Origin of the sequence: Nocardia sp. 2TAF39, assembly GCF_052114905.1 — a bacterium.
Classification (GTDB): Bacteria; Actinomycetota; Actinomycetes; order Mycobacteriales; family Mycobacteriaceae; genus Nocardia.
The window spans coordinates 21,174-43,101 of the sequence record NZ_JBFRFQ010000019.1 but is presented as its reverse complement, the minus strand read 5'-3'; the positions used below and the strand labels follow the sequence as shown (position 1 = coordinate 43,101).

Sequence of the window (21,928 nt, the reverse complement as noted above, 5' to 3'; positions counted from 1 at the left end):
ATCTATGTCACGATCTCTATGGATTCGGAGGTAGACTCCAATGCAAGGCTATTGTGCAGCAACAGCGTTTTACTTGCGTCATGAACGGAGGCAAGAACATGGCTGTCGGTACCTTCATCTACCAGAACGCGTCCGGGTACTCCGACCGGATCAACGACCCTGACGAGTACCGAACCTACAATATCGACATCGGAAACGGCTCGGTCGAAAACAAGACCAACGCTACCGTCCGTCTGTACACCGGAACGGACGGTCGTGGCGACTCCGACTACCTGTATCCCAACACCAGCGCGTACCTCACGAGAAACTACCTGAGCTGCGTGTTCACAACCTGACAATGTCGACTTCGCCAGTGTGAGGAGGACAGCGCAGCGCCAACTGGCACAGGCGGATTCGGTCTCGCGACGAAAAACCTTTATGTTGCAGCTGTATCCCGACCGGTACGCCGCATCTACGTGCAATGCTGGACATGAGCCATATATTGACCGCTGCGGCTGCGATTTCGGGCGTGGCCTCGTTTCCCGCGATCAACACCAGTGAATTCGTGGTTTGTCGTAATCGACTGTGCTGCACGAATTTCGGCCTCAGTCCGATCGCGGTGTCGGAAGACGAACCGCTCTATCCGCTTCCGGTGAGCCCGCTCATGTTCGCGAACCGGGCGAAATCGCCTTGGGCGCCGCTGTATACGTTGAGGTCGGTACGAGCGGCAATGCCCGGGATGGTGCCGCGGTCGGTGGTCTGCCAGAACGTCCAGGTTGGCCAGCCGCCGGGGACCTCGGGTTGGGCGTTGCCGCGATAGTCGGCGATCCAGAGGGGGTAACTGGTGAACTCGGTGTTGTCGGCCATCGCGCTCTGCCAGAACCGGGGGTAGGTGTAGATGATGGGGAGGCGGCCGGTCAGCGCCTGGACGGTGTTCAGGTACCGGTGCGTCCAGTTGATCAGGGCGGGCGGGTTCAGCCCACCGGAGTCCTCCAGGTCGAGGACCGGCGGCAAATCGAGCGGGCCGTTCTGCCCGAGCACCACCGCCGCGTAAATCGCGGCTTGTGGTTCGGGTGGCAGGTTCGGCCGCGCGTAGTGATAGGTCCCGCGAGCGATGCCTGCCGCGCGCATGAGCAGACTGTCGGGCACGAAGTACGGGTTGATGTAGTTCAGGCCCTCGGTGGCCTTGACCATGGCGAAGTCGTGCCCGGAACCTTTGACCGCGAACCAGTCGATCAGCCGTCCGTCGACATGCTGCCAGGACGACACATCCGGCCCGCTCGGGGCGGCTGCGGCAACGGGGAGAGTAGCTGCAAGGCTGCTGATCAGTGTGGTCAGCGATAGCACCGCAATCCGGCGACGGATGGTCGGGCCCCACCAAGAGTTGTCCATGGCGATTAACGATAGCGACTTGCTTTGAATGTGACCAGTGATGCGGATGTGACAGTTGCGAATGATTAGCTATATGCCGATTGAGTTCGCGAACACGTGCGTAACGACTCAGGTTTCGCCGCGGCTCGAACGCCCTACCCGCGTGCCTGTGGCAGCGGAATTCGTGAGCTTTTCGCGTGGCTGCGTGGACTTGGTGACGCCGGCGCTGGCGAACAATTCGACCAAGGCGCCCTGCGGAACCCACGCCATTGTCTGCGTGACGAGCTCGCGGCGAGGTCCGCGCGGGTCCAGTGGACGAGATCGGCCTGCCGGTCATTGCCGCGATGCACGGATTCGTCGCCCTCGCGATCGCCGGCGGGATTCCGGCCGATGCCGTCGAGCAGGGCCTCGAGGACACGGTTACGTTTGTCCTGCGGGGTTGCGCACCATAGGCCAGCTGCTCTGTTCGGCGCTGGCGAATCGACCGGCCCGTGCGGCCGGGACAGGTGCGGAGCGCGAAGACCTGTCCAGGCGCGAAGGCCGCGTCGTAGCCGTGGATATGGTCCTGCTCGGTGCGGCGGCGACCGGCCCGGCACCGGTCGCCGGAACGGCCGCCACTGCCGCGACGATGCCGAGTCGAGAATTGTTGTAATGCATGGGTTTTCCCCTGTTCCTTCTTCCCCATGAGCGACCGGTGCCGCTCAGTACTCCCGCGACGTGTCCGGCTTCATGCGCCCGGCGGCGATCAACGCTTGCCGTGCCGCTGCCTTACGCGGGCAGTCCTGTACCCGACACCCACGATGGCGCTGCATGGTCCAGTGCGCTTCGGACACGCTCAGCGGCTGGTCGGGTGCCTCGTGCGGCCACCCGTGCGGCCACAGCCCGGCGTTGGCGGGCTGATCGTCGGCCCGGCTACGTTGACGTTCGGCTCTCCACTCGGCCTGTACACGGTCCACGATCTCTTGCGCCGACGTGCCGTCCGACTCGGCTTCTCGCCACCAGTTGAACCCCACCGCTTCACCCCTGCCGTGTTCGCTGTCATTGGTGGCACCCGACGCCGAGGGCTTTCGCCACCGACTGGCGGCTCACTGCTGGTCGGTGTGCCGATACGGGCAACGGCATCGACCCGGCGCCGGGTGCCGGGGAAACAGTGACGGTCTGGTCGACGGAAACTGTCCCGCTGCGGGACTGCTGCCCACCCATCTAGCATTGGGTTTTGCCTGCACTCGTTGAGGATGAGCAGATGAGCGAACACCAGAGGCACGACGAAGGCCGATACGTGGGCCGCCAGGTGCGCGTGATTCGCGCCCGGCGCGGTATCTCTCAACAGGTCTTGGCCGACCGAGTCGGTATCAGCCGCGGCGCGATCGCCAAGTACGAGAATGGTGAACGGCCTGTTGATTCCCGACGGACGCTGCATGCGCTGGCACAAGCGCTCGGTGTCTCGATCGGCGACCTGACCGGACACGAACAGGATCGGCTCGATCCGTCTTCGGCGGGGTTCCACGCCGCTGTGCCGGATATCGAAACCGCGCTGTGGACGGCCGGGAATACGACGCGCACGAGCCCGCTGCGGAGTCTCGAACAGCTGAAGGTGACGGCGCAGCATGCTGCCCATCTGCGACGTGCCTGTGATTACGCGGCGCTCGGGCCGATGCTGGCGCCGTTGCTCACTGACTGCTACCAGCAAACCCGCGAGGCAACCGGAACCGATCGTGATACGGCATGGGATGTGCTTGCCACCGTTGCGTACCTAACCGCGCAGTCGGCGTCGCGTCGCGGTTATCCGGCATTGGCATGGACCGCCGCGCAGGAGATCGAGCGGGCAACCGCGAACATCGGTGGCACATCAGGCCAGGCGACGGCGGCCTTCACCCACAGTCAGATTCTTCTCTCACGGCCAGGCTCGTTGCCCGCCGCTCTGGACTGCGCGGTGAGCGCGGCGCAGCGCCTCGCGCCGGACGTATGTACGCTCGGCGAAGTCGAAACCTACGGAATGCTGCACCTGCAAGCCGCTCTCGCCACCGCGGCACTCGGCGGCGATCCCGCAACACACCTGGACGAGGCAAGCGAGCAGGTGGACCGGCTCGAGCGGTCGGCGACCGGAGCGTCGATACTGCGTAACCCCACCTTCGGTGCGGCCAATGTCACGCTGTGGCGGATGTCGGCTGCGATGGAACGGCGCGAGCCGGATCAGGTCTTGGAGCTGGCACCCACCCTGGCGCCGGAAACGATTGCCGCCGAAGGACGCCGTGCGCAGTACTTCGTGGAAATCGGCCGCGCCCATGCCCTCCGACGCGACTACCGGCAATCGCTGCACGCGTTGCTGCGTGCCGAACACGCTGCACCGCAACAGGTTCGAGGCATGAGCCACGTGCGCGAGCTGGTCGGGCACATGATGCGGACGGCTCGCCGTGAGCTGACGACCGGTGATCTGGGGCGACTGGCCAAACGCGTCGGGGCTGTTCCGGCATAACCGCGGACACCGGACGTGCTGCGCCGCAACTGACAGGATAGGTCGATGAACGACAACGGAGACCCCGTCTTGTACGCCATCGTCACCGGCTCGCCCCTGGCCCGCGATGTCGGCACGTTGGTCGATCTGGCCCAGGCGGACGGCTGGGACGTGTGCGTGATCGCCTCGCCATATGGCTACCGGTTCATCGACGCCGAAGCGCTCGAACTGAAGACCGGCTACCTGGTGCGCAGTCAGTACAAGGAACCCGGCACACCGGACATGCTTCCACCCGCCGACGCCATGATCGCCGCCCCGATCACCGCCAACTCTCTGGCGAAGTGGGCCGCGGGGATCTCCGACACGCTGCCCCTCGGTCTGCTGGTCGAGGCTGTCGGCCTTGGGCTGCCGGTCGTCGCGGTCCCCTACTCGAACCGGGCGCAACTCGGATTTCCACCGATCCAGAACGCTATGCGCAACCTCGCCGAATGGGGCGTGACCGTGCTCGGCGACCGAACCGGACACGAGCCGCGAACCGGCGAGAGCGCGCGACACCTGTTCCCTTGGCGCAGCGCCTGGGAAGCAGTCCGCACGCATCCACGACGCGAAGACGGGAGCTAGCCCACAGAAAATCGCCGACCCGGGCTCCTACTTGCTGAGGCCAGTCAAAAATCTCTCCTCCCGGGGAAGTCCTCTGGACAGAGCACGCACACGTTCCGCACCGGAGGCGGTTCAGCCCAGCCAGTCCAGTACCGACGCCGCGGTCCAGGACTGTTGCATGCTGCCGAGCGGTTCCCCGGTGAACGGCTCGTAGTACTCCGCGAAGCTGCCGTCGCTGGCCTGGCGCAATCCCTCGGCGCGCAGCATGAACGAGCGTTCGGCCCAGCCGCGCCGGGCGAAGACCCAGGAGAACAGCCAGCTCATCACCGGCCAGACCGGGCCGCGCCAGTATTCGCGGGAGCGGAAGTCCTTCGACACCGGTGAGGTGGAGGGCGGCAGCGCGTAGCGCAGGTCTGGATGTCCGCAGAAGCGCGGGCCCTCGAACAGTCGCAGCAGGCTGCGTTCGGTGCTGCGCGGCAGGCCGCCGCACAGCAGCGGCGCGAACATGGCGAGTGTCTCGGTGCCGATCCACCGCCCCAACCGCACGTCGAAGTCGCGCGCGGCGCCGGTGCGGGCGTCGGTCGTCGCGACTACGCCCGCGCGGAACCGGTCGGCCCACGTATACAGGTCACGCACGTCGGCGTTGGGCTGCTTGTACTCCTCGCCGATGTTGGCCAGTACTTCGCAGGCCAGCGCGAAGATCGCGGTGACGAACACGTCCTCGACGGCGAAGCTCATGGTGGAGGCTAGCTGGTAGTCGTCGTAGCCTGCGCGGCGCATCTGCTCGACCAGCCACAGATAGCGGTCGTACTCGCGGTCGGTGGGCCGCTGAGTCGGATCGGCGACCACGAGCAAGTCCTCGCGGTGGTAGGGCGGCAGGTCGCCGGGAATCACGTTTTCGTAGGCGCGGTCCCAGCGCGGCGAGTTGTCCATGCCGGACTCCCACCCGTGATACAGCGTGATCCGGCCGGTTTCCTTGGGGTCTCGGGCGTGCGCCAGCCAACGGTGCCAGCGCACCAGGTCCGGCCAGCGCCGGTTGAGGAACCCCTCGGCCACCGACCTGGTGCTGCGGCCGTGCCTGCGGGAGTGGTCCAGAATGCGCTGCACCGCGATGGCATGCACCGGGGGCTGGGTGATCCCGGAGGTGTCCGGGCCATCCGGTGCGTTGGCGGCCAGCTTGCGGCACTCCCAGCGGGACGGGCCGGGAAAGTAGCCGTCGACACCGTTGGCGAAGACGATGTGCGGGATCATGCCGTTCTTCCACTGCGCCGAGAGCAGGGTGTCCAGCTCGATCACTGCCCGCTCCACGCTCAGCGGAGCCAGCCCGACCGCGACGAACGCCGCGTCCCAGCTCCACATGTGCGGATACAGCCGCGGCGCGGCGGTGGTCATCGTGCCCAGATCGTTGCCACGCAGCAGGTAGGCGGCGCGGGCTGCGAGCTGGGTTGGGGTGAAGCCCGCGTGTTGCATGCCCCTATTCTGCGATGTCACTCGCAGATATGCCCGCTCAGCGGTGTCCGAGTCGCCCTCGTCACTCCGGGAAGTGGCCGGCTCATGTTCGACGGTCCGCGCTCTCGAATGCCCCCTCCTCGATCAGCTGGTCGAGATCGTCAGATCGATTTATGCCCGCACCGCCATACCGGTGTCCAGTGCTGCGGGTTTACGCCGCACATTCGCGGATGGTTACGGTTGGGTCCATGACCTCCGCCGCGAAACCGACCGCGTTGATCACCGGCGCCAGCCGCGGGCTCGGCGCCGCTATCGCGCGTGCACTAGCGCCGACGCACGGCCTGCTGCTCGGTGCCCGCTCGGCGGACGCGTTGCGCGACATCCTGGCGGAACTGCCCGACGCCACCGGGTGGCCGGTCGAGCTGACCGACTATTCCGCGGTCGCCGCGGCGGTCGCGCCGATCCGGCGCCTGGATGTGCTGGTGCACAACGCCGGTGTCGCTGATCTCGGCACCATCGCGGACTCCACCGTCGATCAGTGGCGAAAGACCTTGGAAGCCAATCTGATCGCGGTCGCCGAGCTGACCAGGCTGCTGCTTCCCGCGCTGCGAGCCGGCAATGGTCATGTGGTGCTGATCAATTCGGGTGCCGGACTGCGCGCGAACGCCGGCTGGGCCTCCTACGCGGCGAGCAAATTCGGGCTGCGCGCCTTCGGTGACGCACTGCGGCTGGAAGAACCCGCGCTGCGGGTGACCTCGATTCACCCGGGGCGCATCGACACCGACATGCAGCGCCAGATCGTCGCGGACGAGGGCCGCGAGTACGAACCCGAGGAATTCCTCACTCCCGAAACGGTCGCGGGTACGGTGCGTGCCGCCATCGACACTCCGCGCGACGGGCACCCCACCGAGATCGTGCTTCGTCCCTACTGAGCCAGCCTGCTACCCTGCTGACCTGCGGCTTCGGGACACGGCTGGATCGTGACCTCAACCCCCCGGTCAACCTCGCCACGCGGCGCGAACAGCTGGATCTGTGCCGAGTTCGGGAACCCGAGTGCGAGTCCCGGTTGGCAACGCTCACTGACGGGACGGCTCTGACACACCCATCAGAGGGTGTGTGAAACCAGACGGGATGACGTGGGAACCGACGACCGACCCCCAACGGAAGCGGTCACCGGACGGCTCGAGAAGGGGCGGCGTCACACGCTCCTCACGGCGCTCTCGGACGCGCTGTCAGGCGACGATGTTCACCAGGCGGCCGGGCACCACGATCAGCTTGCGCGGCGCGGCCCCGTTCAGCAGCGCGGCGATCTTCTCGTCCGCCAGCGCGGAAGCCTCGATCGTCGCGTTATCGGCATCGGCGGCCACCTGAATTCGGCTGCGCACCTTGCCGTTCACCTGGATCGGATACTCGACCGACTCATCCACCAGCAGCGCCGGATCGGCGACCGGGAACGGGCCGTGCGCCAGGGACGCGGTGTGGCCCATGCGTTCCCACAGTTCCTCGGCGATGTGCGGGGACAGCGGAGCCAGCATCAGCACCATCGGTTCGACCACCGCGCGCGGCGCACCGTCCGGGTAGGTCTTGGTCAGGTGGTTGGTCAACTCGATCAGCTTGGCGCCCGCCGTGTTGTCACGCAGCGCGGCGAAATCCTCGTCCACGCCCGCGATCGTCTTGTGCAGCAGGCGAAGCGTTTCGTCGGTCGGCACGGCGTCGGTGACCCGCACACCGCCGGTCTCCTCGTCCACCACAAGTCGCCAGAAGCGCTGCAGGAAGCGGTGCGCGCCGACGACGTCCTTGGTCGCCCATGGACGGGAGGTGTCCAGCGGACCCATCGCCATCTCGTAGAAGCGGAAGGTGTCCGCGCCGTACAGGTCGCACATCTCGTCCGGGGAGATGGCGTTCTTCAGCGACTTACCGATCTTGCCGTACTCCTGGAACACCTCGATCTCGGCGCCGGTGGCGTCGGTCCAGAAGAACGTGCCGTTCCGCTCGACCACCTCGGCCGCGGGCACGTACGCGCCGCGCTCGTCGGTGTAGGCGTGCGCCTGGATGTAGCCCTGGTTGAACAGCCGCCGGTACGGCTCCGAGCCGGTGACATCGCCGAGGTCGAACAGCACCTTCTGCCAGAAGCGCGCGTACAGCAGGTGCAGCACCGCGTGCTCGACGCCGCCGACGTACAGGTCCACGCCGCCCGGATCGTTCGGGCCGCCGACCTCGGTGCGCGGGCCGAGCCAGTACGCCTCGTTCTCCTTGGCGCAGAACGCTTCGGTGTTGGTCGGGTCGGCATAGCGCAACTGGTACCAGGAGCTGCCCGCCCAGTTCGGCATCACGTTCGTGTCGCGGCGATACTTCTTCGGCCCGTCGCCCAGATCCAGTTCGACGTGCACCCAGTCGGTGGCCTTGGCCAGCGGCGGCGACGGTTCGGAGGACGCGTCGTCCGGGTCGAAGGTCACCGGCGCGAAATCGTCCAGCTCCGGAAGCCGCACCGGCAGCATGGATTCCGGCAGCGCATGCGGTGCGCCCTGCTCGTCGTAGACGATCGGGAACGGCTCGCCCCAATACCGCTGGCGGGCGAACAGCCAGTCGCGCAGCTTGTACTGGATGGTACCGGTGCCATGACCGTCGGCCTCCAGCCGGGCGATCACCGTCGCCTTGGCCTCCTCTACCGAAAGCCCGTTCAGGTAGTCGGAATTCACCAGCTCGCCCTCGCCCGAGTGGGCCGAGGCGGTGATGTCGCCGCCGGAGATGACCTCCTTGATCGGCAGGCCGAGCACGGTGGCGAAATCCCAGTCGCGTTGGTCGTGGCCGGGCACCGCCATGATCGCGCCGGTGCCGTAGCCGCTGAGTACGTAGTCGGCGATGAAGATCGGCACGGGGGCGCTGTCGACCGGGTTGGTGGCGTAGGTGCCCAGGAAGACGCCGGTCTTCTCCCTGCTCTCCTGGCGCTCCAGATCCGACTTGGCCGCGATCGACTTGCGGTAGGCCGCGACGGCATCCGCGGGAGTGGCGGCGCCCTCGTTGGTCCAGCGCGGGTCGGTGCCTTCGGGCCACGCGGCGGCGGTCAGTTTGTCGACCAGCTCGTGCTCCGGTGCCAGGACGACGTATGTCGCGCCGAACAGGGTGTCGGGCCGGGTAGTGAACACCTCGATCTGCTCGCCGTCGGCGTCGAACTTCACCTGCGCACCACGCGAGCGCCCGATCCAGTTGCGCTGCATGGCCTTCACGTTCTCCGGCCAGTCCAGGTCGTCCAGATCGTCGACCAGCCGGTCGGCGTAGGCGGTGATGCGCATCATCCACTGCCACAGCCGCTTGCGGAACACCGGGAAATTCCCGCGCTCGCTGCGTCCTTCGGCCGTCACCTCCTCGTTCGACAGCACGGTGCCGAGGCCGGGACACCAGTTGACCATCGAATCGGTTTGGTAGACCAGGCGATACGAATCCAGCAGCGCGCTGCGCTCGGCGGCGGTCATGGTGGCCCAGTCCTGCCCGTCCGGGGCGGGCCGCGCGCCGGAGGCGAATTGGGCTTCCAGTTCGGCGATCGAGCGGGCGCGACCGGACTCCTCGTCGTACCAGGCGTTGTAGATGCGCAGGAAGATCCACTGGGTCCAGCGGTAGTACTCCGGGTCGGTGGTCGCGAACGAACGGCGCCGGTCGTGGCCGAGACCCAGCCGGTCCAGCTGACGCTGCATGGTGGCGATGTTCGACTCGGTGGTCACCCGCGGGTGTGCGCCGGTCTGCACCGCGTACTGCTCGGCGGGCAGGCCGAACGCGTCGTAGCCGAGGGCGTGCAGCACGTTGCGGCCGTGCATGCGGTGGTAGCGGGCGAAGACATCGGTGGCGATGTAACCCAGCGGATGCCCGACATGCAGACCGGCGCCGGAGGGGTAGGGAAACATGTCCTGCACGAACAGCTTGTCGGCCGGAGTCGTCCCGGCGAGCGGGCCGACCGGATTCGGCGCGTGGAAGGTTCCGCGCTCATCCCACGTCCGCTGCCACCGGCGCTCGATGCGGCCGGCAAGCTCCGCGCTGTACCGGTGCTCTGGTACAGCGCTTTCGGTTGCACGTGTGTCCTGCACGGTCCTGCCTTCTTGTGATCGCCGAATCTCCAGACAAACTTCATCTATCAGCGTAGAACGTCCGGTCTCCAAGACCGAAAATCGGGCTGGCCTGGACTTCCCTGCGTGTCGCTCGGTGAACGGCCCGGCAGCCGCCGGTTGGCACGGATGCGCTAGCCTGCATGGGTGTTCGTCGTCGCTCTCGTCCTGTTCGTGCTGGCTGTCGTGGCCATCACAACCGGCGTACTCGGCCTGACCGGTCGGCTGCCCCGCAACCGTTTCGTCGGGGTGCACACCGAGGCCGCGCTGTCGAACGACGAAGCCTTCCGTGTGGCGAACCGCGTCGCCGCTCCGACGTCGATTGCTGCCGGGGCCCTACTGTTCGCCGGTGGTCTCGTCGCGCTGGCCGCGAGCGGGATCGCCGCGCTTCTGGTCGCGGTCGTCGCCGCGGCCGTCGCCCTGTTCACTCTGGGTGCGGGCGCCAACGCCGCCGCGCAGGCGGCCGACGCGATTGCCCCGCCCGTCGAGGTCGGCGGCTGCGGCAGCGCTTGCGGCGCGTGCTCGCTCCGCGACGCCTGCCAGCCCGCAAGCTGACTCCCCTGGTTCGACGCACTCCGGCGGCGCGACACCGCCTCCCCGAGGTCGTAGGTATCCGGGGTTGGTGCCCAGGGCGGTTGGGAGTAGCTCATGGGTTGATGCCGGGTTCTGGTCTTCGAGGAGTCCGCCCCGTCGCGCTGGACACCTCGGCACTCGACTTCCGCTGTCCGCCCTCCGCTGGAGAGGGCGGGAACGGTGGGTCAGATTGCTTGTGCGGTGGGGAGGATCGTGATTTCGGTGAGGTTGACGTGCTTGGGGACGGCGGCCACGAAGGCGACGGTTTCGGCGACGTCTTCGGACCGGAGGACGTCGATCTGGTCGATGAGGTCGGCCATGAGCTTGCTGGCGTCGGGATCGGTGACGTGCTCGTCATAGCGACCGTCGGCGCGCAATTCCTGCCGGATATATCCGTCGGCCGTAACCCACATACCGACGATGCCCTCAGCGTAGACGGTTCTGTTCGATTCCATCTCGATCCTCTCCTCCGACCTGATGACCTAATTCTGGCGAGGCTCGGACCGGGCAGACAGGACGCAACTCAGCTGGGTGCCGTACACCCAGGCAGGTCGTGCCGAATAGCGGTGTCGAAGCCACGCACAGCTCACGGTTCTGGTCCAGTGCCGGTTTCGACGACGTAAGGATCGCGCCGGATTGCCTTGGCCATCGAGTGGACTCGGGCACGGGCGCGGTCGCGGATGAATTTTTTCCGGCATGTTTCCTTCGGCTGCTTCACGTCGACCGGATCGCCGATTGGACGTAGCGTCGAAGTCGTGACAGTTCCAGAACACTTGCCCACGACCGCGGGCGAGCTGCGCTCGGCCGGCTACCTGCCGCGTGGCGTGAAGACCGAGATTCGCGAGAACCTGCTGGCCCTTTTGGGTTCCGGCAGCGACCCGTGGCCCGGCATCGTCGGCTTCGACCGGACCGTCCTTCCGCAGCTGGAACGCGCGCTGCTCGCGGGTCACGACGTCGTGCTGCTCGGTGAGCGCGGCCAGGGCAAGACCCGGCTGCTGCGCACCATGGTCGGACTGCTCGACGAGTGGACACCCGTGATCGCCGGCGCCGAACTGGGTGAGCACCCGCTCGCCCCGATCAGCCCGGCCGGTCGCAGGCTGGCCGCCGAGTTCGGTGACGACCTGCCCGTCGCGTGGCGGCACCGCTCGGAGCGCTACGCGGAGAAACTCGCCACGCCGGACACGTCCGTCGGTGACCTGATCGGTGACGTCGATCCGGTCAAGGTGGCCGAGGGCCGCAGTCTCGGCGATCCCGAAACCATCCACTTCGGACTCGTGCCGCGCGCCCACCGCGGCATCGTGGCGATCAACGAGCTACCCGACCTCGCCGAACGCATCCAGGTCGCGCTGCTGAACGTCATGGAAGAACGCGATATCCAGGTTCGCGGCTACACCCTCCGCCTGCCCCTGGACGTGCTGCTCGTCGCGACCGCCAACCCTGAGGACTACACCAACCGGGGCCGGATCATCACGCCACTGAAGGACCGGTTCGGCGCGGAGATCCGCACCCACTACCCGCTCAGCGTTCAGGCCGAGGTCGCCTTGGTCCGCCAGGAGGCCGAACTGGTAGCCGAGGTAGGGGATCCGCTGATCGAGGTGCTCGCCCGGTTTGTGCGCCAACTGCGCGAGTCGTCCGCGATCGATCAGCGGTCCGGGGTGTCCGCGCGGTTCGCGGTCGCCGCGGCCGAAACCGTGTCCGCCGCCGCGCTCCGGAGGTCCGCGCTCACCGGGGAACATCCCGCCGTCGCCCGGCCCGTCGATCTCGAATCCGTGCCCGCGGTGTTGCGCGGCAAGTTGGAGTTCGAGTCCGGCGAAGAGGGACGCGAGCAGGAGCACCTCACCCACCTGCTGCGGCGCTCGTTCTCCGAGACCGCGAGGGAACTGCTCGGCGGTCTCAACCTGCGGCCGTTGGCCCAGGCGGTGGGCGAAGGTCACCTGGTCACCACCGGCGAACGCGTACCAGGCACGCAGGTCCTGTCCGCGCTGCCCGAACTGCCGGTCCTGCACGAGGTCGCCGGCCGGCTCGGCGTCGACGCCGCCGACCCGCCCGCCCGGATCGCGGCAGCCGTCGAGTTCGCCCTGGAAGCCCTCTATCTGGCTCGTCAGATCGCCAAGGATTCCGACGACGACATCGCGGTGTACGGCGGGTGACCGGCGCCGTACCTGATCCCGGCGAGGCACCATGACAACCCCTGACCGCTACTCCTACGGGCCTTATCACGACGGGCCCGATCCGCTCGCACCACCGCTCGACCTGCGGGAGGCGCTGGACCAGATCGGGAACGAGGTGATGGAAGGCAGTTCGCCCCGCACCGCACTGCAGGAGCTGTTGCGGCGCGGCACCCGCACCATGCCGGGGCTGGAGGAGCTGACCCGCAGGCTGTGGCAGCGCCGCTCCGAGATATCCCGGCGGCACCGGCTGGACGGCACCCTGCAACAGGTCCGCGAACTGCTGGAACAGGCACTGGAAGCCGAGCGCGGCGCACTGTTCCCCGACCCGTCCGACGACGCCAGGTTCGCCGAAGCGCAGTTGGACGCACTGCCATCGAGCACAGCGGCCGCCGTCAACGAGCTCACCGACTACCACTGGCGGTCGGAAACTGGCCGGGAGAACTACGAGAAAATCCGCGACCTGCTCGGCCAGGAACTCATGGAATCCCGCTTCCAGGGCATGAAAGAGGCCCTGCAGAACACCGGACCCGAAGACGTCGAGCGGGTCAGGCAGATGATGTCCGACCTGAATGACCTGCTCGCGGCACATGCCAGGGGCGAGGACACCAGGCAGCGGTTCGCCGACTTCATGGCCGAGCACGGCGAGTTCTTCCCGGAGAACCCCGGCAGCACCGAGGAGTTGATCGATGCGCTCGCCGCCCGTGCCGCCGCCGCGCAACGCATGATGAACTCGATGTCCGCACAGCAGCGAGCGGAGCTGGCCGAGCTGATCGGCCAGGCATTCGGCGATCCGAGCATTGCCCAGCAGATCGCCGCGCTGGATGCCAACCTGCGGGCGTTGCGTCCTGGCGAGGACTGGGACTCCGAGCAGCGGTTCCGCGGCCAGGACCCGCTCGGCCTCGGTGCCGCCGCGCAGGCGCTGCAGGACCTCGGCGAACTGGATGCGCTCGCCGAGCAGCTCGGCCAGTCCTACCCGGGTGCCCGGCTGGAGGACATCGACTTGGACACATTGGCCCGCCACCTCGGTGATGACGCGAGCGTGGACGCGGCGCGGCTGGCGGAGTTGGAGCGGGAACTACGTAGGCAGGGCCTGTTCGAGCAGGCGAAGGACGGCTCGCTTCGGTTGACGCCCAGGGCTTTGCGGCGGCTCGGTGAGGTGGCGCTGCGCCGAGTCGTCGGGCAGTTGCGGTCGCGGCGCGGTGAGCGGGATACCGCCTTGGCGGGTGCGGCGGGCGAGCCGACGGGTGCTGTGCGGAAGTGGCGGTTCGGCGACACCGAGCCATGGGATGTGGCGAGGACCGTGCGCAACGCTGTGCTGCGGTCGGCGTCGACGCGCAGTCGTCGTGTCGCGCTGGACGTGTCCGATGTGGAGATCATGGAAACCGAGCAGCGGTCCAGGGCAGCGGTGGCACTGTGCGTCGACACATCCTGGTCGATGGTGCAGGACGGCAGGTGGGTGCCGATGAAGCGCACCGCCTTGGCCCTGCACCACTTGATCGGCACGCGGTTCCGCTCCGACGCGCTCAGTGTGATCACTTTCGGCCGGCAGGCCGCAACCGTCGATATCGGCGAGCTGACCGCGCTGGAAGCGGTGTGGGAACAGGGCACCAACCTGCACCACGCACTGCTGCTGGCTGCGCAGCACCTGCGCAGGCATCCGGACGCGGTGCCCGTCGTGCTTGTCGTGACCGATGGCGAGCCGACGGCCCACTTGGAGCCGGAAGGCGCGGCGTATTTCAGCTGGCCGCCGCAGCCGCGGACCCTGGCTGTGACGATGGCCCAGGTCGACGCCCTTGCCAAGCTCGGCGCGTCGGTGACGGTCTTCATGCTCGGCGAGGACCCCCGGCTGGCCGCGTTCGTCGACTTGGTGGCCCGCCGCAGCGGTGGCCGTGTCGTGGCACCCGACCTCAACGGTCTCGGCGCCGCCGTGGTCAGCGACTACCTGCGTGGCAGACGCGGCTGATCGCGACCTTCACAGGCCGGCGACAATCAGAGTCGATGCTCGTCGACCGATGTGTTCAGGTCCGTACCGTTGACGTCCAGGTACAGCAGGCGCTCGGTGACGGACAGAGTCACGGTGTTGCGACGTTCGATCGCAGCGACGGCGGAATCGACGAAGTCACGATCGAAGCTGTAGAGGGGAATCGCGTCGGCGCGATGTATCCGCTTGCCGCGGAGTTGCGCCAGCACCTTGGCTGGCTCGCGATGGGTGTAGATGGCGACGCGTTCAGCCAGTTTGCTGCCTCGGTGCACCCGCTCCGCGTCGGGGGCGCCGACTTCGATCCAGGTGGTGAGGCGTCCGGTGAGATCGCGCACCAGTACCGCGGGCTCGTCGGTAGACGAAACGCCGCCGTCACTGAAGGCGATACCCTCCTCGTACTCGAGGCAGTAGGCCAACAGTCGCGTCAGCATGAACTCGGCTGTTTCGGACGGGTGGCGCGCTACCCGCAACTCCAACTCCTGATAGACGTCACGGTCGACGTCGGCGAGGTGAACGGCGAAGCTGTGCAGAGTTGCGCTGAGGGCCATAGGAGCAGCAGCTTAAAGAACCCGCTCGCACGCCCCACAGCGAGTCCCACCAGACCAGCGCTCCCCGGACGACCTCCGCAACCAGTCGATGTCCCTTGCCCTAGCAGATGTCCGTGCGAAAGGCGTGTGCATCGAGCGCTCGCAATACCGCATGACCGGCCTCTGGATTGCCGACCGCGATCCGCGCACTCCCGTCGGGGTAGGACTTCGCGGCGATACCGGCCCGGCGCAGCGCCGTCGCAACGCCGGGGCCGGGCAGGTACAGGAAGTTGGCGTGGCTGCGCGGCACTGCCATCCCGCGGTCGCATAACGCTCTGTGCAGGGAGTCCCGCTCCGCGGTGATCCGCATGGTCCGCTCGGCGAGTTCGGGTTCGGCCGCGTATGACGCGCAGACCGCAGCCACGGCCGCCGCACTCATCCCGAACGGCAACTGCAGCCTGCGGACCCGCGCGATCAGCTCGCTGCTGCCGAAGGCGTACCCGATACGCAGTCCGGCCAACCCGTACGCCTTGGAGAAGGTACGCAGCACAAGGAGATTGGGGTATTCGCTGATCAGCGCCAGCGGGTCGACGTGTTCGGCGGCACCGAGGAATTCCACATAGGCCTCGTCCAGAATGACCGGCACCCGAGCAGGAACGCCGGACAGGAACGCCCTCAGCTCGCTCGCCGGAATCGCGGTGCCGGTCGGATTGTGCGGGCGGCACACCACCACCAGTGCGGTCCTCTTGTCGATGGCCCGCTGCATCGCCCACAGATCCTGATTGCCCGCGACGTCCAGCGGTACCGGTACCGCCTCGACGCCGGTCATCTCGGCCAGGATCGGATAGCCGTCGAAGGTCGGTGCGCCGTAAACGATTCCGGCCCCCGGCGTGGCCAGCGATTGGAGGATCTGCATTGCCACACCGGTCGCGCCCGACCCGACCACCACCTGATCCGCCCGCACCCCGACGTGCTGTGCGATCACCGCCGGCAGCCGTCGAGGCAGGAACTCCGGGTACCGGTTCGCCTGCGTCAGCGTGGTATTCACCGCTCGCAACACCGAAGGCAGCGGTGGAAACGGGTTCTCGCTCAAATTCAAGTCGAAATAGGGCTGCATGCGCGGGGATCGTTGGTGACGTGACGGCCTGTCGTCGGCGAGGCGCACGCTCATCGCGCGGCTCCCCAGCGGACGGCCGCCGCGCCGGCGAAGTCGCCCGCGTGTGCGAACGCCGCCATCAGCACCAGCGATCCGTTGCGCAGCCGGCCCGCCCGGTTCTCCGTGTCCAGGGTCACCGGGATCCCCGCGGCGAAGAGATTGCCACAGGAGTCGAAGGTGTCCGGGTGTCGTTCGGGCGGAAGCTCCAGCGCGTCGTGCCAGTTGCGCAAGAACATGCGGTTGGGCTGGTTCGTGACGAAGGTGTCGATGTCGCGCCCTTTCACGCCGATGCGGTCGCAGACCGCCAACGCGACTTCGGGGACCAAGCGGTTGCCGCGGGCGAACACACTGGTGATCTTGGACTCGGTAAAGCTGACGCAGCCCTGTCCCTCGCCCGGCTCCCAGTACTTGCGCTCGCCGTTGGTGGGAAAGTACATGTCTCCGGCGAATTCGGGATAGGTGCGGCATTCGGTGTCGAGAATTGGTGCGCTGTCGTCTTTCACGAGCAGGCCGACACCGCAGCCGTCGCCGGGCACCGGCGCTTGGGCCAGTTTGCGGATTTCGGTCTGGGTGAACACTTGTCCGGCGCAATTCTGCGTCGTCACTATCAGCGCGGTGCGGGCGTTGGTGGTCTGTAACACCATGCGGGCCATCGTCATCATGTGCACGAAAGCCGCGCAGCCGCCGTTGTGCACGTCGTAGGCGAACGTCGGACGAATGCCGAGCCGCCGCGCCACCTCGGCGCCACAGCCGTATACCGGGTTGTCCGGAAGCTGGGTGTGGGTGATCAGCACGTCTATGTTCGCGATCGTGTCGGCGCCGTGGCGTTCGATCAGCGGTGCGACTGCCCGCTCGACCATGTCCACCGCCGTCTCGTCTCGCGTCACATGGTGGCGGCCTTTGGGGGCCCGGAACATGACGTTCTTCGCCATCGAGTCCGAGCCCGCGAACTGGGTGAAGTACTCGGTGCCGACTGGCTCGCCGGGCAGGTAGCTGGCTACGTCCACCAGGCTGACCGTGGGCAGGCTCGTGAGGTTCAAGGGGTTCATCGGATTGCGCTCACTTCATCCAGTCGGGCTTGACGGGCAGGTTGTGCGATGCCCGGTACTCGCAGATCGCCTTGAGGTTGTCCATCTCCAGCTGGTGGCCCGCCGAGAACATGTCCCAGAAGTCGCCCACCCACACCGGCCGCTTCGGCGGCGCGGTCTCGGGGTAGGGGTTCTCGTCGTAGAACGGATGCTTGCAATTCATCCACACCACAACCGAACCCGGCTTGTTGAACACGACCTGTGCGTCGACCACGCGCATCAGGTAGATCATCCACAGGTGCTTTCCCTGGTCCCAGGCGCAGTGATAGTCCACCGTCATGGCTTCCGGGTTCGCGACGGTGCGGGTGAAGATCTTGGTCGCGTCGCCGAGCCGGTCGTAGGCCAGCCACAGCCCTGGTTCCTCGGTCTCGACGAAACCGCGCAGGCTGTAGGTCCACTCCTCCAGCGAGCGGGTGTCGGCGAGGTACTCGTACACCTCGCGCGGTGGTGCGTCGATATACGCCTGGACCGGGCAGTATTCGCCGAAGATCTGGTCGTGCGGATACACCGACCGCAGCATGTCCATGATGATCGGGGTGGTCGCGTCCTTATCGGAGTTCTCGATGCGCAGCACGCCGGGAACGACATCTTTCGGGATGTCACTGAGTGCGGGCAGGGAACTTGTGGTCACGGCGATACTCCTCACAGTGGCGGACTCCCGTAGCCGACCGGCCCCTGCTGAGGCGTCGCGAGTGTGTTTCATCAGGAGGCCTTGGATTGTTCGATGGTCGTCAGGAACGGAAGGAAAGGAGGGATCTCGTCGGGGTCGCAGTCGATCGAAAGGAACGACGGCCCTTCGGTTTCCCAGCAGCGACGCAGCGCGTCGGCGAGTTCGTCGGTGGCCCGCACGGAGAACGTGGACAGTCCGGGGAACATGGCGCCGACACCCTTGCCGATGTGCGCCGGCTGGAATCTGTTGAAGCTGTAGCGGTCCCGGTAGTACAGCTGTTCCCTGGTCACGCACATGCCGTGCGCGTTGTTGTTGAGCACGATGAACGTGATCGGCAGCTTGTGCTCGACCGCGGTGTGCACCTCCATGCCGTGCATGAAGAACGCGCCGTCGCCCGCGATGACAACGGTGCGGCGCACTCCGATCGCTGTCCGGTGCCGCGCGAAGGCCGAGCCGATCCCGGCGCCGAACGCGTAACCCATCCCGCCCATGCCGAGCGCGACGGTGAACCGTCCGCCCGGCGGTACCCGGAGGTGGTGCACCACTGAGGCGCCGGTGTTGCCCCCGTCCGCGAACACGTCCGTGCCGTCCGGCAGTGCGGCGTCGATCGTCTCGACCAAGTCCCGATAGCGCAGGCCGGGACCGGAGGATTCGGGCACCCGCAGCGGCGTTGGTGGAGGTGCGACGCGATCACGCTCGGAAGCCGTTGCGCCAGTGTCCAGTTCGTCAGCCAGGTGGGCCAGCGTGCGCGACAGATCGGTACTGGTGGCGTGGATGGCCGGGGGATAGGGCGGCGCGACGCCGATGCTTGCCAGTGTGCCGTCGAGTCCGGTACGTGCGGTGATCGGCAGTTGCGTGCCCACAAGCAGGCACAGTGCCGCGGAGCGGGCGGCCACGATCAGCTCGGGATGGCCCATGCTGCCGGCGACGCCGCGGAACCCCGGGTCGGTGTTGTCATAGGTGTCCTTGGCGTCGGGCGCGACTCCTACGGCGGCGTCGAGGACGGTGGCCAGGCGGGCGAGCGCGTCACGCGCGTTGTCGCGGGCGACCTGGTCACCGGCGATGATCACGATCTTCCCGGTGCGCCGGGCCGCCGTGAGCGCGGCGCGCACCTCGGCGAGTCCGGCCTCGTCGCGCCGATAGTCCTCGGCGGGCAACCGGAGCGGCGGAACGTCGCCGATGTCCTCCTGCTGCACGTCCTTGGGCAGCAGGAGGACGGCGGGTCCGCCGCGCCGGGCGGCGCCGACCGCCCTGGCCACCTGATCGGGTAGGTCGGCGCCGGTCTCCACGCGCGCGCAGTAGGTGCTTACTGCGCTGAACAGGCGTACCGCGTCGATGGTGCCTGCCCGTCCGCTGGTGTCCTGAAAGGCGCCGTTGCCCTCCAGTGCGGTCGGCGGCTGCCCGACCAGCGCGAGCACCGGAACGCGCGAGGCGAACGATTCGGCAAGTCCGGCAACGAGATTCATGGCGCCGCCGCCGGATGTCGCCGCGACCACACCGATTCCGCCGGTTGAGCGGGCGTAGCCGTCGGCCATGGTGGCCGCGGAGAACTCGTGCTTGGCGACCACGCCGGTGAGATCGCCTGACGCATCGAATATCGCGTCGTACAGGTCCTCGATATTGGCGCCGTCGACCCCGAAGATATGGCGCACGCCCAGTGCTGAAACTGCTTGCACCAGATAGTCGACTACCCGGGTCGGCATCGGCGCTCCTTCCCGTACACGGCCTGTTGCCGAGCACACGCGAGATTGCGTACACGAGTGGATACGGGTGGGAACGCCGGATGGTTCAACTCTGGACCGAAACAGTTCTTGTGTGTACGTATACATCTACGTATAATGAGCCCATGCCCAACAAGACGATCTATGTTGCCGATGACGACCTCCCGCTCTTCCAGCGCGCGCAGGAGCTGGTCGGCGGCAACCTCTCCGGGGCGGTGGTCACGGCGCTGCGCCGGTTCATCGAACTCGAAGAAGGCCGGCTGGAGGGTTACGACGAGATTGTGCTCGGCGTGGGTCGCGATGGCGTGCGGCAGGTCCGGTTCTCCGGCACTCTGCTCGGGGAGTGGCGCGACGTCAACGACACTCGCATCGAGCATGTCCGGGTGTATCGCACCCGCAAAGGCAAATACGTGATGCACGCCCAGTACTCGAACTGGGACGAGTATCCCACCGACGCGGGCGCGAATTTACTCAAGGACTGGAAGGACCCGAAGAGCTGGCGCCGTCTGCTCGGCGTCGGACAGCAGGATTGGGGCGAGTTCCTCTTCGTCGTGGTGGATTCGCTCGACGAGCTGAAGGGGCGACTGCCCGGCAAGTTCTACCGGCGGGTGGTGGACGTGGCCGCGGGGCCGAAGATCGAGGATCTCGACATCTAGTCGAATCGCCTGGCGCGACAAACGGATAACGCATCGAAACGCCGCACCGGGAGAGCGGCGTAGGTAAAACATGCGTCCGCGATCTTCCGGCGGCAGACGCGCTGATCGGTTGCCGCACCGACGATCCCCCGCCGAAAGTATCGGCGGGGGATCGTTCGATCCCTCAGACCGTTCCGGCCAGCAACACCTTGCCGCTGGCTGCGGACCGGATCTCTACGGTGCGGACCTGGTCGGGCGGCCCGTCGATGGTGTAATCGACGGTCAGCTCGGTGCCGGGGGACGCGGGCCATCGGCCGAGCTCCTGTTGCTGTCCGTCGTTGCGGGTGACGTACAGGGCGAGGGGCCAGTTGTAGCGCTGATCGCTCGGTGCGTAGCTGCAGGACATCACAACGCGTGTCTTGTCTCCGGCCGGAACGAGTTTGAAGCTCGCCGAGACCGGCGTCGGCTCCAGCGGCTCCATCCGGCGTTCGGCGAAGACCTGCTCGGAGGTGCCCGTCTTGTCCGACCCCGTCACTGTGACGGCGATGGGCACCGCGATCGCCACCGCGGCAGCGGCCGCCGCCACCGCGGTTCCGATGGGCACCCACCGGCTGCGGCGTCGGCGCCGCTCGGCCGCGTCGGCGAGCCGTGGCAGCAGCTGCGGCATCGGCGGCGTGGACTCGGCGGCCTCGGGGGGCCCGATCATTTCCAGCGCGGTCTCGGTGTCGACCAAGGCGAGCATGCCGGGCAGGCCGGCGAGTCCGGTCACCGCAGCCTGGCAGTCGGGGCAGCCCGCCAAGTGCTCCTCGTACTTCTGGCGCTCGGCCCGGGTGAGGGAGCCGAGCACATACGGTGCATCCCACGTGGTGTAGTCGTCGGTGAGATCCGTCATTGATTCGTCACCCCCATCTCCTGAAGTGCCAGTCGTAACGCCCGCATGCCGTAGTGCATTCGGGATTTCACCGTGCCCGCCGGAATGTCGAGTTCTTCGGCGATCTGGTGAGTGGAAAGCCCTCGATAGTAGGCCCGCACGATCACCTCGCGGTGGTCGCCGCTGAGCCTGCCGAGGGCGTCCGCGATCAGCCAGCCGTCCAGCGCGCGGTCCGACTGGTCCGGCGTCGGCTGTTCGGGCGGACTGTCGGTGCGGAGCTCACGCCGGTTGCGGGCGCTGCGATGCTCATCCACCACGAGATTGCGGGCCACGGTGAACAGCCACGCGCGCGCCGACGTAGTGGATTGATCCAAGATGTTCGGGCGTTGCCACGCCCGCAGCAATGTCTCCTGCACGATGTCCTCGGCCCGCCCCGGGTCTCGGACCAAACCAAGCGTGTACCGCCACAGCGCGGTGGCATGGTCGCGATAGAGGACCCGCATCAACTCCGCTTGATCGTCCGGCTTGTCCGCCGCTCCGCGTATTCTGCGCACAAGTAGGTGCCTCTCTGCTTGTGTTGCGGG

21 protein-coding genes are annotated in these 21,928 nt (G+C 67.1%); 9 read left to right on the top strand and 12 right to left on the bottom strand.

Going from position 1 to position 21,928, the window contains the following annotated elements; genetic code table 11:
• The first annotated feature begins 80 nt into the window (after positions 1–80).
• The gene (locus AB4Z47_RS14600) at positions 81–335 is read left to right on the top strand and encodes a hypothetical protein (protein ID WP_441951133.1); all 255 of its coding nucleotides are present in this window, start codon (positions 81–83) and stop codon (positions 333–335) included.
• A 283-nt stretch (positions 336–618) separates the two neighbouring features.
• Here the strand turns inward: AB4Z47_RS14600 and AB4Z47_RS14595 are convergent, their stop codons facing one another.
• On the bottom strand, positions 619–1,371 hold the full coding sequence (locus AB4Z47_RS14595; protein ID WP_441951132.1) for a glycoside hydrolase family 25 protein: 753 nt from the start codon (positions 1,369–1,371) through the stop codon (positions 619–621).
• Positions 1,372–1,661: 290 nt separating this feature from the next.
• Between AB4Z47_RS14595 and AB4Z47_RS14590 the strand changes: the two genes are divergently transcribed.
• Positions 1,662–1,802, top strand: a complete 141-nt coding sequence (locus AB4Z47_RS14590) for a hypothetical protein (protein WP_441951130.1) — start codon at positions 1,662–1,664, stop codon at positions 1,800–1,802.
• A 249-nt stretch (positions 1,803–2,051) separates the two neighbouring features.
• Here the strand turns inward: AB4Z47_RS14590 and AB4Z47_RS14585 are convergent, their stop codons facing one another.
• Positions 2,052–2,363 carry a hypothetical protein gene (locus tag AB4Z47_RS14585; protein ID WP_441951128.1) on the bottom strand — a complete coding sequence of 104 codons (312 nt, stop codon included), beginning with the start codon at positions 2,361–2,363 and terminating at the stop codon, positions 2,052–2,054.
• 230 nt (positions 2,364–2,593) lie between these two features.
• Here AB4Z47_RS14585 and AB4Z47_RS14580 point away from each other — a divergent pair, with 230 nt between their 5' ends.
• Together AB4Z47_RS14580 and AB4Z47_RS14575 are read left to right on the top strand one after the other, a co-directional pair.
• Positions 2,594–3,826 carry a helix-turn-helix domain-containing protein gene (locus tag AB4Z47_RS14580; protein ID WP_441951126.1) on the top strand — a complete coding sequence of 411 codons (1,233 nt, stop codon included), beginning with the start codon at positions 2,594–2,596 and terminating at the stop codon, positions 3,824–3,826.
• 45 nt (positions 3,827–3,871) lie between these two features.
• Positions 3,872–4,426, top strand: a complete 555-nt coding sequence (locus AB4Z47_RS14575) for a flavoprotein (RefSeq protein WP_441951124.1) — start codon at positions 3,872–3,874, stop codon at positions 4,424–4,426.
• 111 nt (positions 4,427–4,537) lie between these two features.
• On the opposite strand, the gene ggh is transcribed toward AB4Z47_RS14575, so the two are convergent.
• A complete protein-coding gene (gene ggh / locus AB4Z47_RS14570; RefSeq protein ID WP_441951123.1) occupies positions 4,538–5,875 on the bottom strand; it encodes a glucosylglycerate hydrolase in 1,338 nt (445 codons plus the stop codon).
• Between the two features lie 227 nt (positions 5,876–6,102).
• Here ggh and AB4Z47_RS14565 point away from each other — a divergent pair, with 227 nt between their 5' ends.
• Positions 6,103–6,786 carry an SDR family oxidoreductase gene (locus AB4Z47_RS14565; RefSeq protein WP_441951121.1) on the top strand — a complete coding sequence of 228 codons (684 nt, stop codon included), beginning with the start codon at positions 6,103–6,105 and terminating at the stop codon, positions 6,784–6,786.
• Between the two features lie 300 nt (positions 6,787–7,086).
• On the opposite strand, the gene leuS is transcribed toward AB4Z47_RS14565, so the two are convergent.
• Entirely contained in the window at positions 7,087–9,933 is a 2,847-nt protein-coding gene (gene leuS, locus AB4Z47_RS14560; protein ID WP_441951119.1) for a leucine--tRNA ligase, read from the bottom strand.
• A 165-nt stretch (positions 9,934–10,098) separates the two neighbouring features.
• Between leuS and AB4Z47_RS14555 the strand changes: the two genes are divergently transcribed.
• Entirely contained in the window at positions 10,099–10,506 is a 408-nt protein-coding gene (locus AB4Z47_RS14555; protein WP_441951118.1) for an SdpI family protein, read from the top strand.
• A 203-nt stretch (positions 10,507–10,709) separates the two neighbouring features.
• Here the strand turns inward: AB4Z47_RS14555 and AB4Z47_RS14550 are convergent, their stop codons facing one another.
• Positions 10,710–10,979: an Atu4866 domain-containing protein gene (locus tag AB4Z47_RS14550; RefSeq protein WP_441951116.1), complete on the bottom strand. Its 270-nt coding sequence runs from the start codon at positions 10,977–10,979 to the stop codon at positions 10,710–10,712.
• A gap of 300 nt (positions 10,980–11,279) precedes the next feature.
• On the opposite strand from AB4Z47_RS14550, the gene AB4Z47_RS14545 reads away from it, so the two are divergent.
• Both AB4Z47_RS14545 and AB4Z47_RS14540 read left to right on the top strand, forming a co-directional pair.
• Positions 11,280–12,674, top strand: a complete 1,395-nt coding sequence (locus AB4Z47_RS14545) for an ATP-binding protein (protein WP_441951114.1) — start codon at positions 11,280–11,282, stop codon at positions 12,672–12,674.
• Positions 12,675–12,705: 31 nt separating this feature from the next.
• On the top strand, positions 12,706–14,658 hold the full coding sequence (locus AB4Z47_RS14540) for a vWA domain-containing protein (RefSeq protein WP_441951112.1): 1,953 nt from the start codon (positions 12,706–12,708) through the stop codon (positions 14,656–14,658).
• Between the two features lie 26 nt (positions 14,659–14,684).
• On the opposite strand, the gene AB4Z47_RS14535 is transcribed toward AB4Z47_RS14540, so the two are convergent.
• The 5 genes from AB4Z47_RS14535 to AB4Z47_RS14515 form a co-directional block, all read right to left on the bottom strand.
• Complete coding sequence (locus AB4Z47_RS14535) at positions 14,685–15,224, bottom strand: YaeQ family protein (RefSeq protein ID WP_441951111.1); 540 nt, start codon at positions 15,222–15,224, stop codon at positions 14,685–14,687.
• Positions 15,225–15,324: 100 nt separating this feature from the next.
• Complete coding sequence (locus AB4Z47_RS14530; protein ID WP_441951110.1) at positions 15,325–16,320, bottom strand: aminotransferase class I/II-fold pyridoxal phosphate-dependent enzyme; 996 nt, start codon at positions 16,318–16,320, stop codon at positions 15,325–15,327.
• 50 nt (positions 16,321–16,370) lie between these two features.
• Complete coding sequence (locus tag AB4Z47_RS14525; RefSeq protein ID WP_441951108.1) at positions 16,371–17,408, bottom strand: 3-oxoacyl-ACP synthase III family protein; 1,038 nt, start codon at positions 17,406–17,408, stop codon at positions 16,371–16,373.
• Between the two features lie 10 nt (positions 17,409–17,418).
• Positions 17,419–18,078 (bottom strand): SRPBCC family protein, encoded by a 660-nt coding sequence (locus tag AB4Z47_RS14520; protein WP_441951107.1) that lies wholly within the window; start codon positions 18,076–18,078, stop codon positions 17,419–17,421.
• 71 nt (positions 18,079–18,149) lie between these two features.
• On the bottom strand, positions 18,150–19,820 hold the full coding sequence (locus AB4Z47_RS14515) for a thiamine pyrophosphate-binding protein (RefSeq protein WP_441951105.1): 1,671 nt from the start codon (positions 19,818–19,820) through the stop codon (positions 18,150–18,152).
• 143 nt (positions 19,821–19,963) lie between these two features.
• Between AB4Z47_RS14515 and AB4Z47_RS14510 the strand changes: the two genes are divergently transcribed.
• Positions 19,964–20,494: an EXLDI protein gene (locus AB4Z47_RS14510; protein ID WP_441951103.1), complete on the top strand. Its 531-nt coding sequence runs from the start codon at positions 19,964–19,966 to the stop codon at positions 20,492–20,494.
• Positions 20,495–20,657: 163 nt separating this feature from the next.
• Here the strand turns inward: AB4Z47_RS14510 and AB4Z47_RS14505 are convergent, their stop codons facing one another.
• Both AB4Z47_RS14505 and AB4Z47_RS14500 read right to left on the bottom strand, forming a co-directional pair.
• A complete protein-coding gene (locus AB4Z47_RS14505) occupies positions 20,658–21,365 on the bottom strand; it encodes an anti-sigma factor family protein (RefSeq protein WP_441951102.1) in 708 nt (235 codons plus the stop codon).
• Entirely contained in the window at positions 21,362–21,889 is a 528-nt protein-coding gene (locus tag AB4Z47_RS14500; protein WP_441951236.1) for a sigma-70 family RNA polymerase sigma factor, read from the bottom strand. The genes AB4Z47_RS14505 and AB4Z47_RS14500 overlap by 4 nt, the downstream gene beginning before the upstream one ends.
• Positions 21,890–21,928 lie beyond the last annotated feature (39 nt).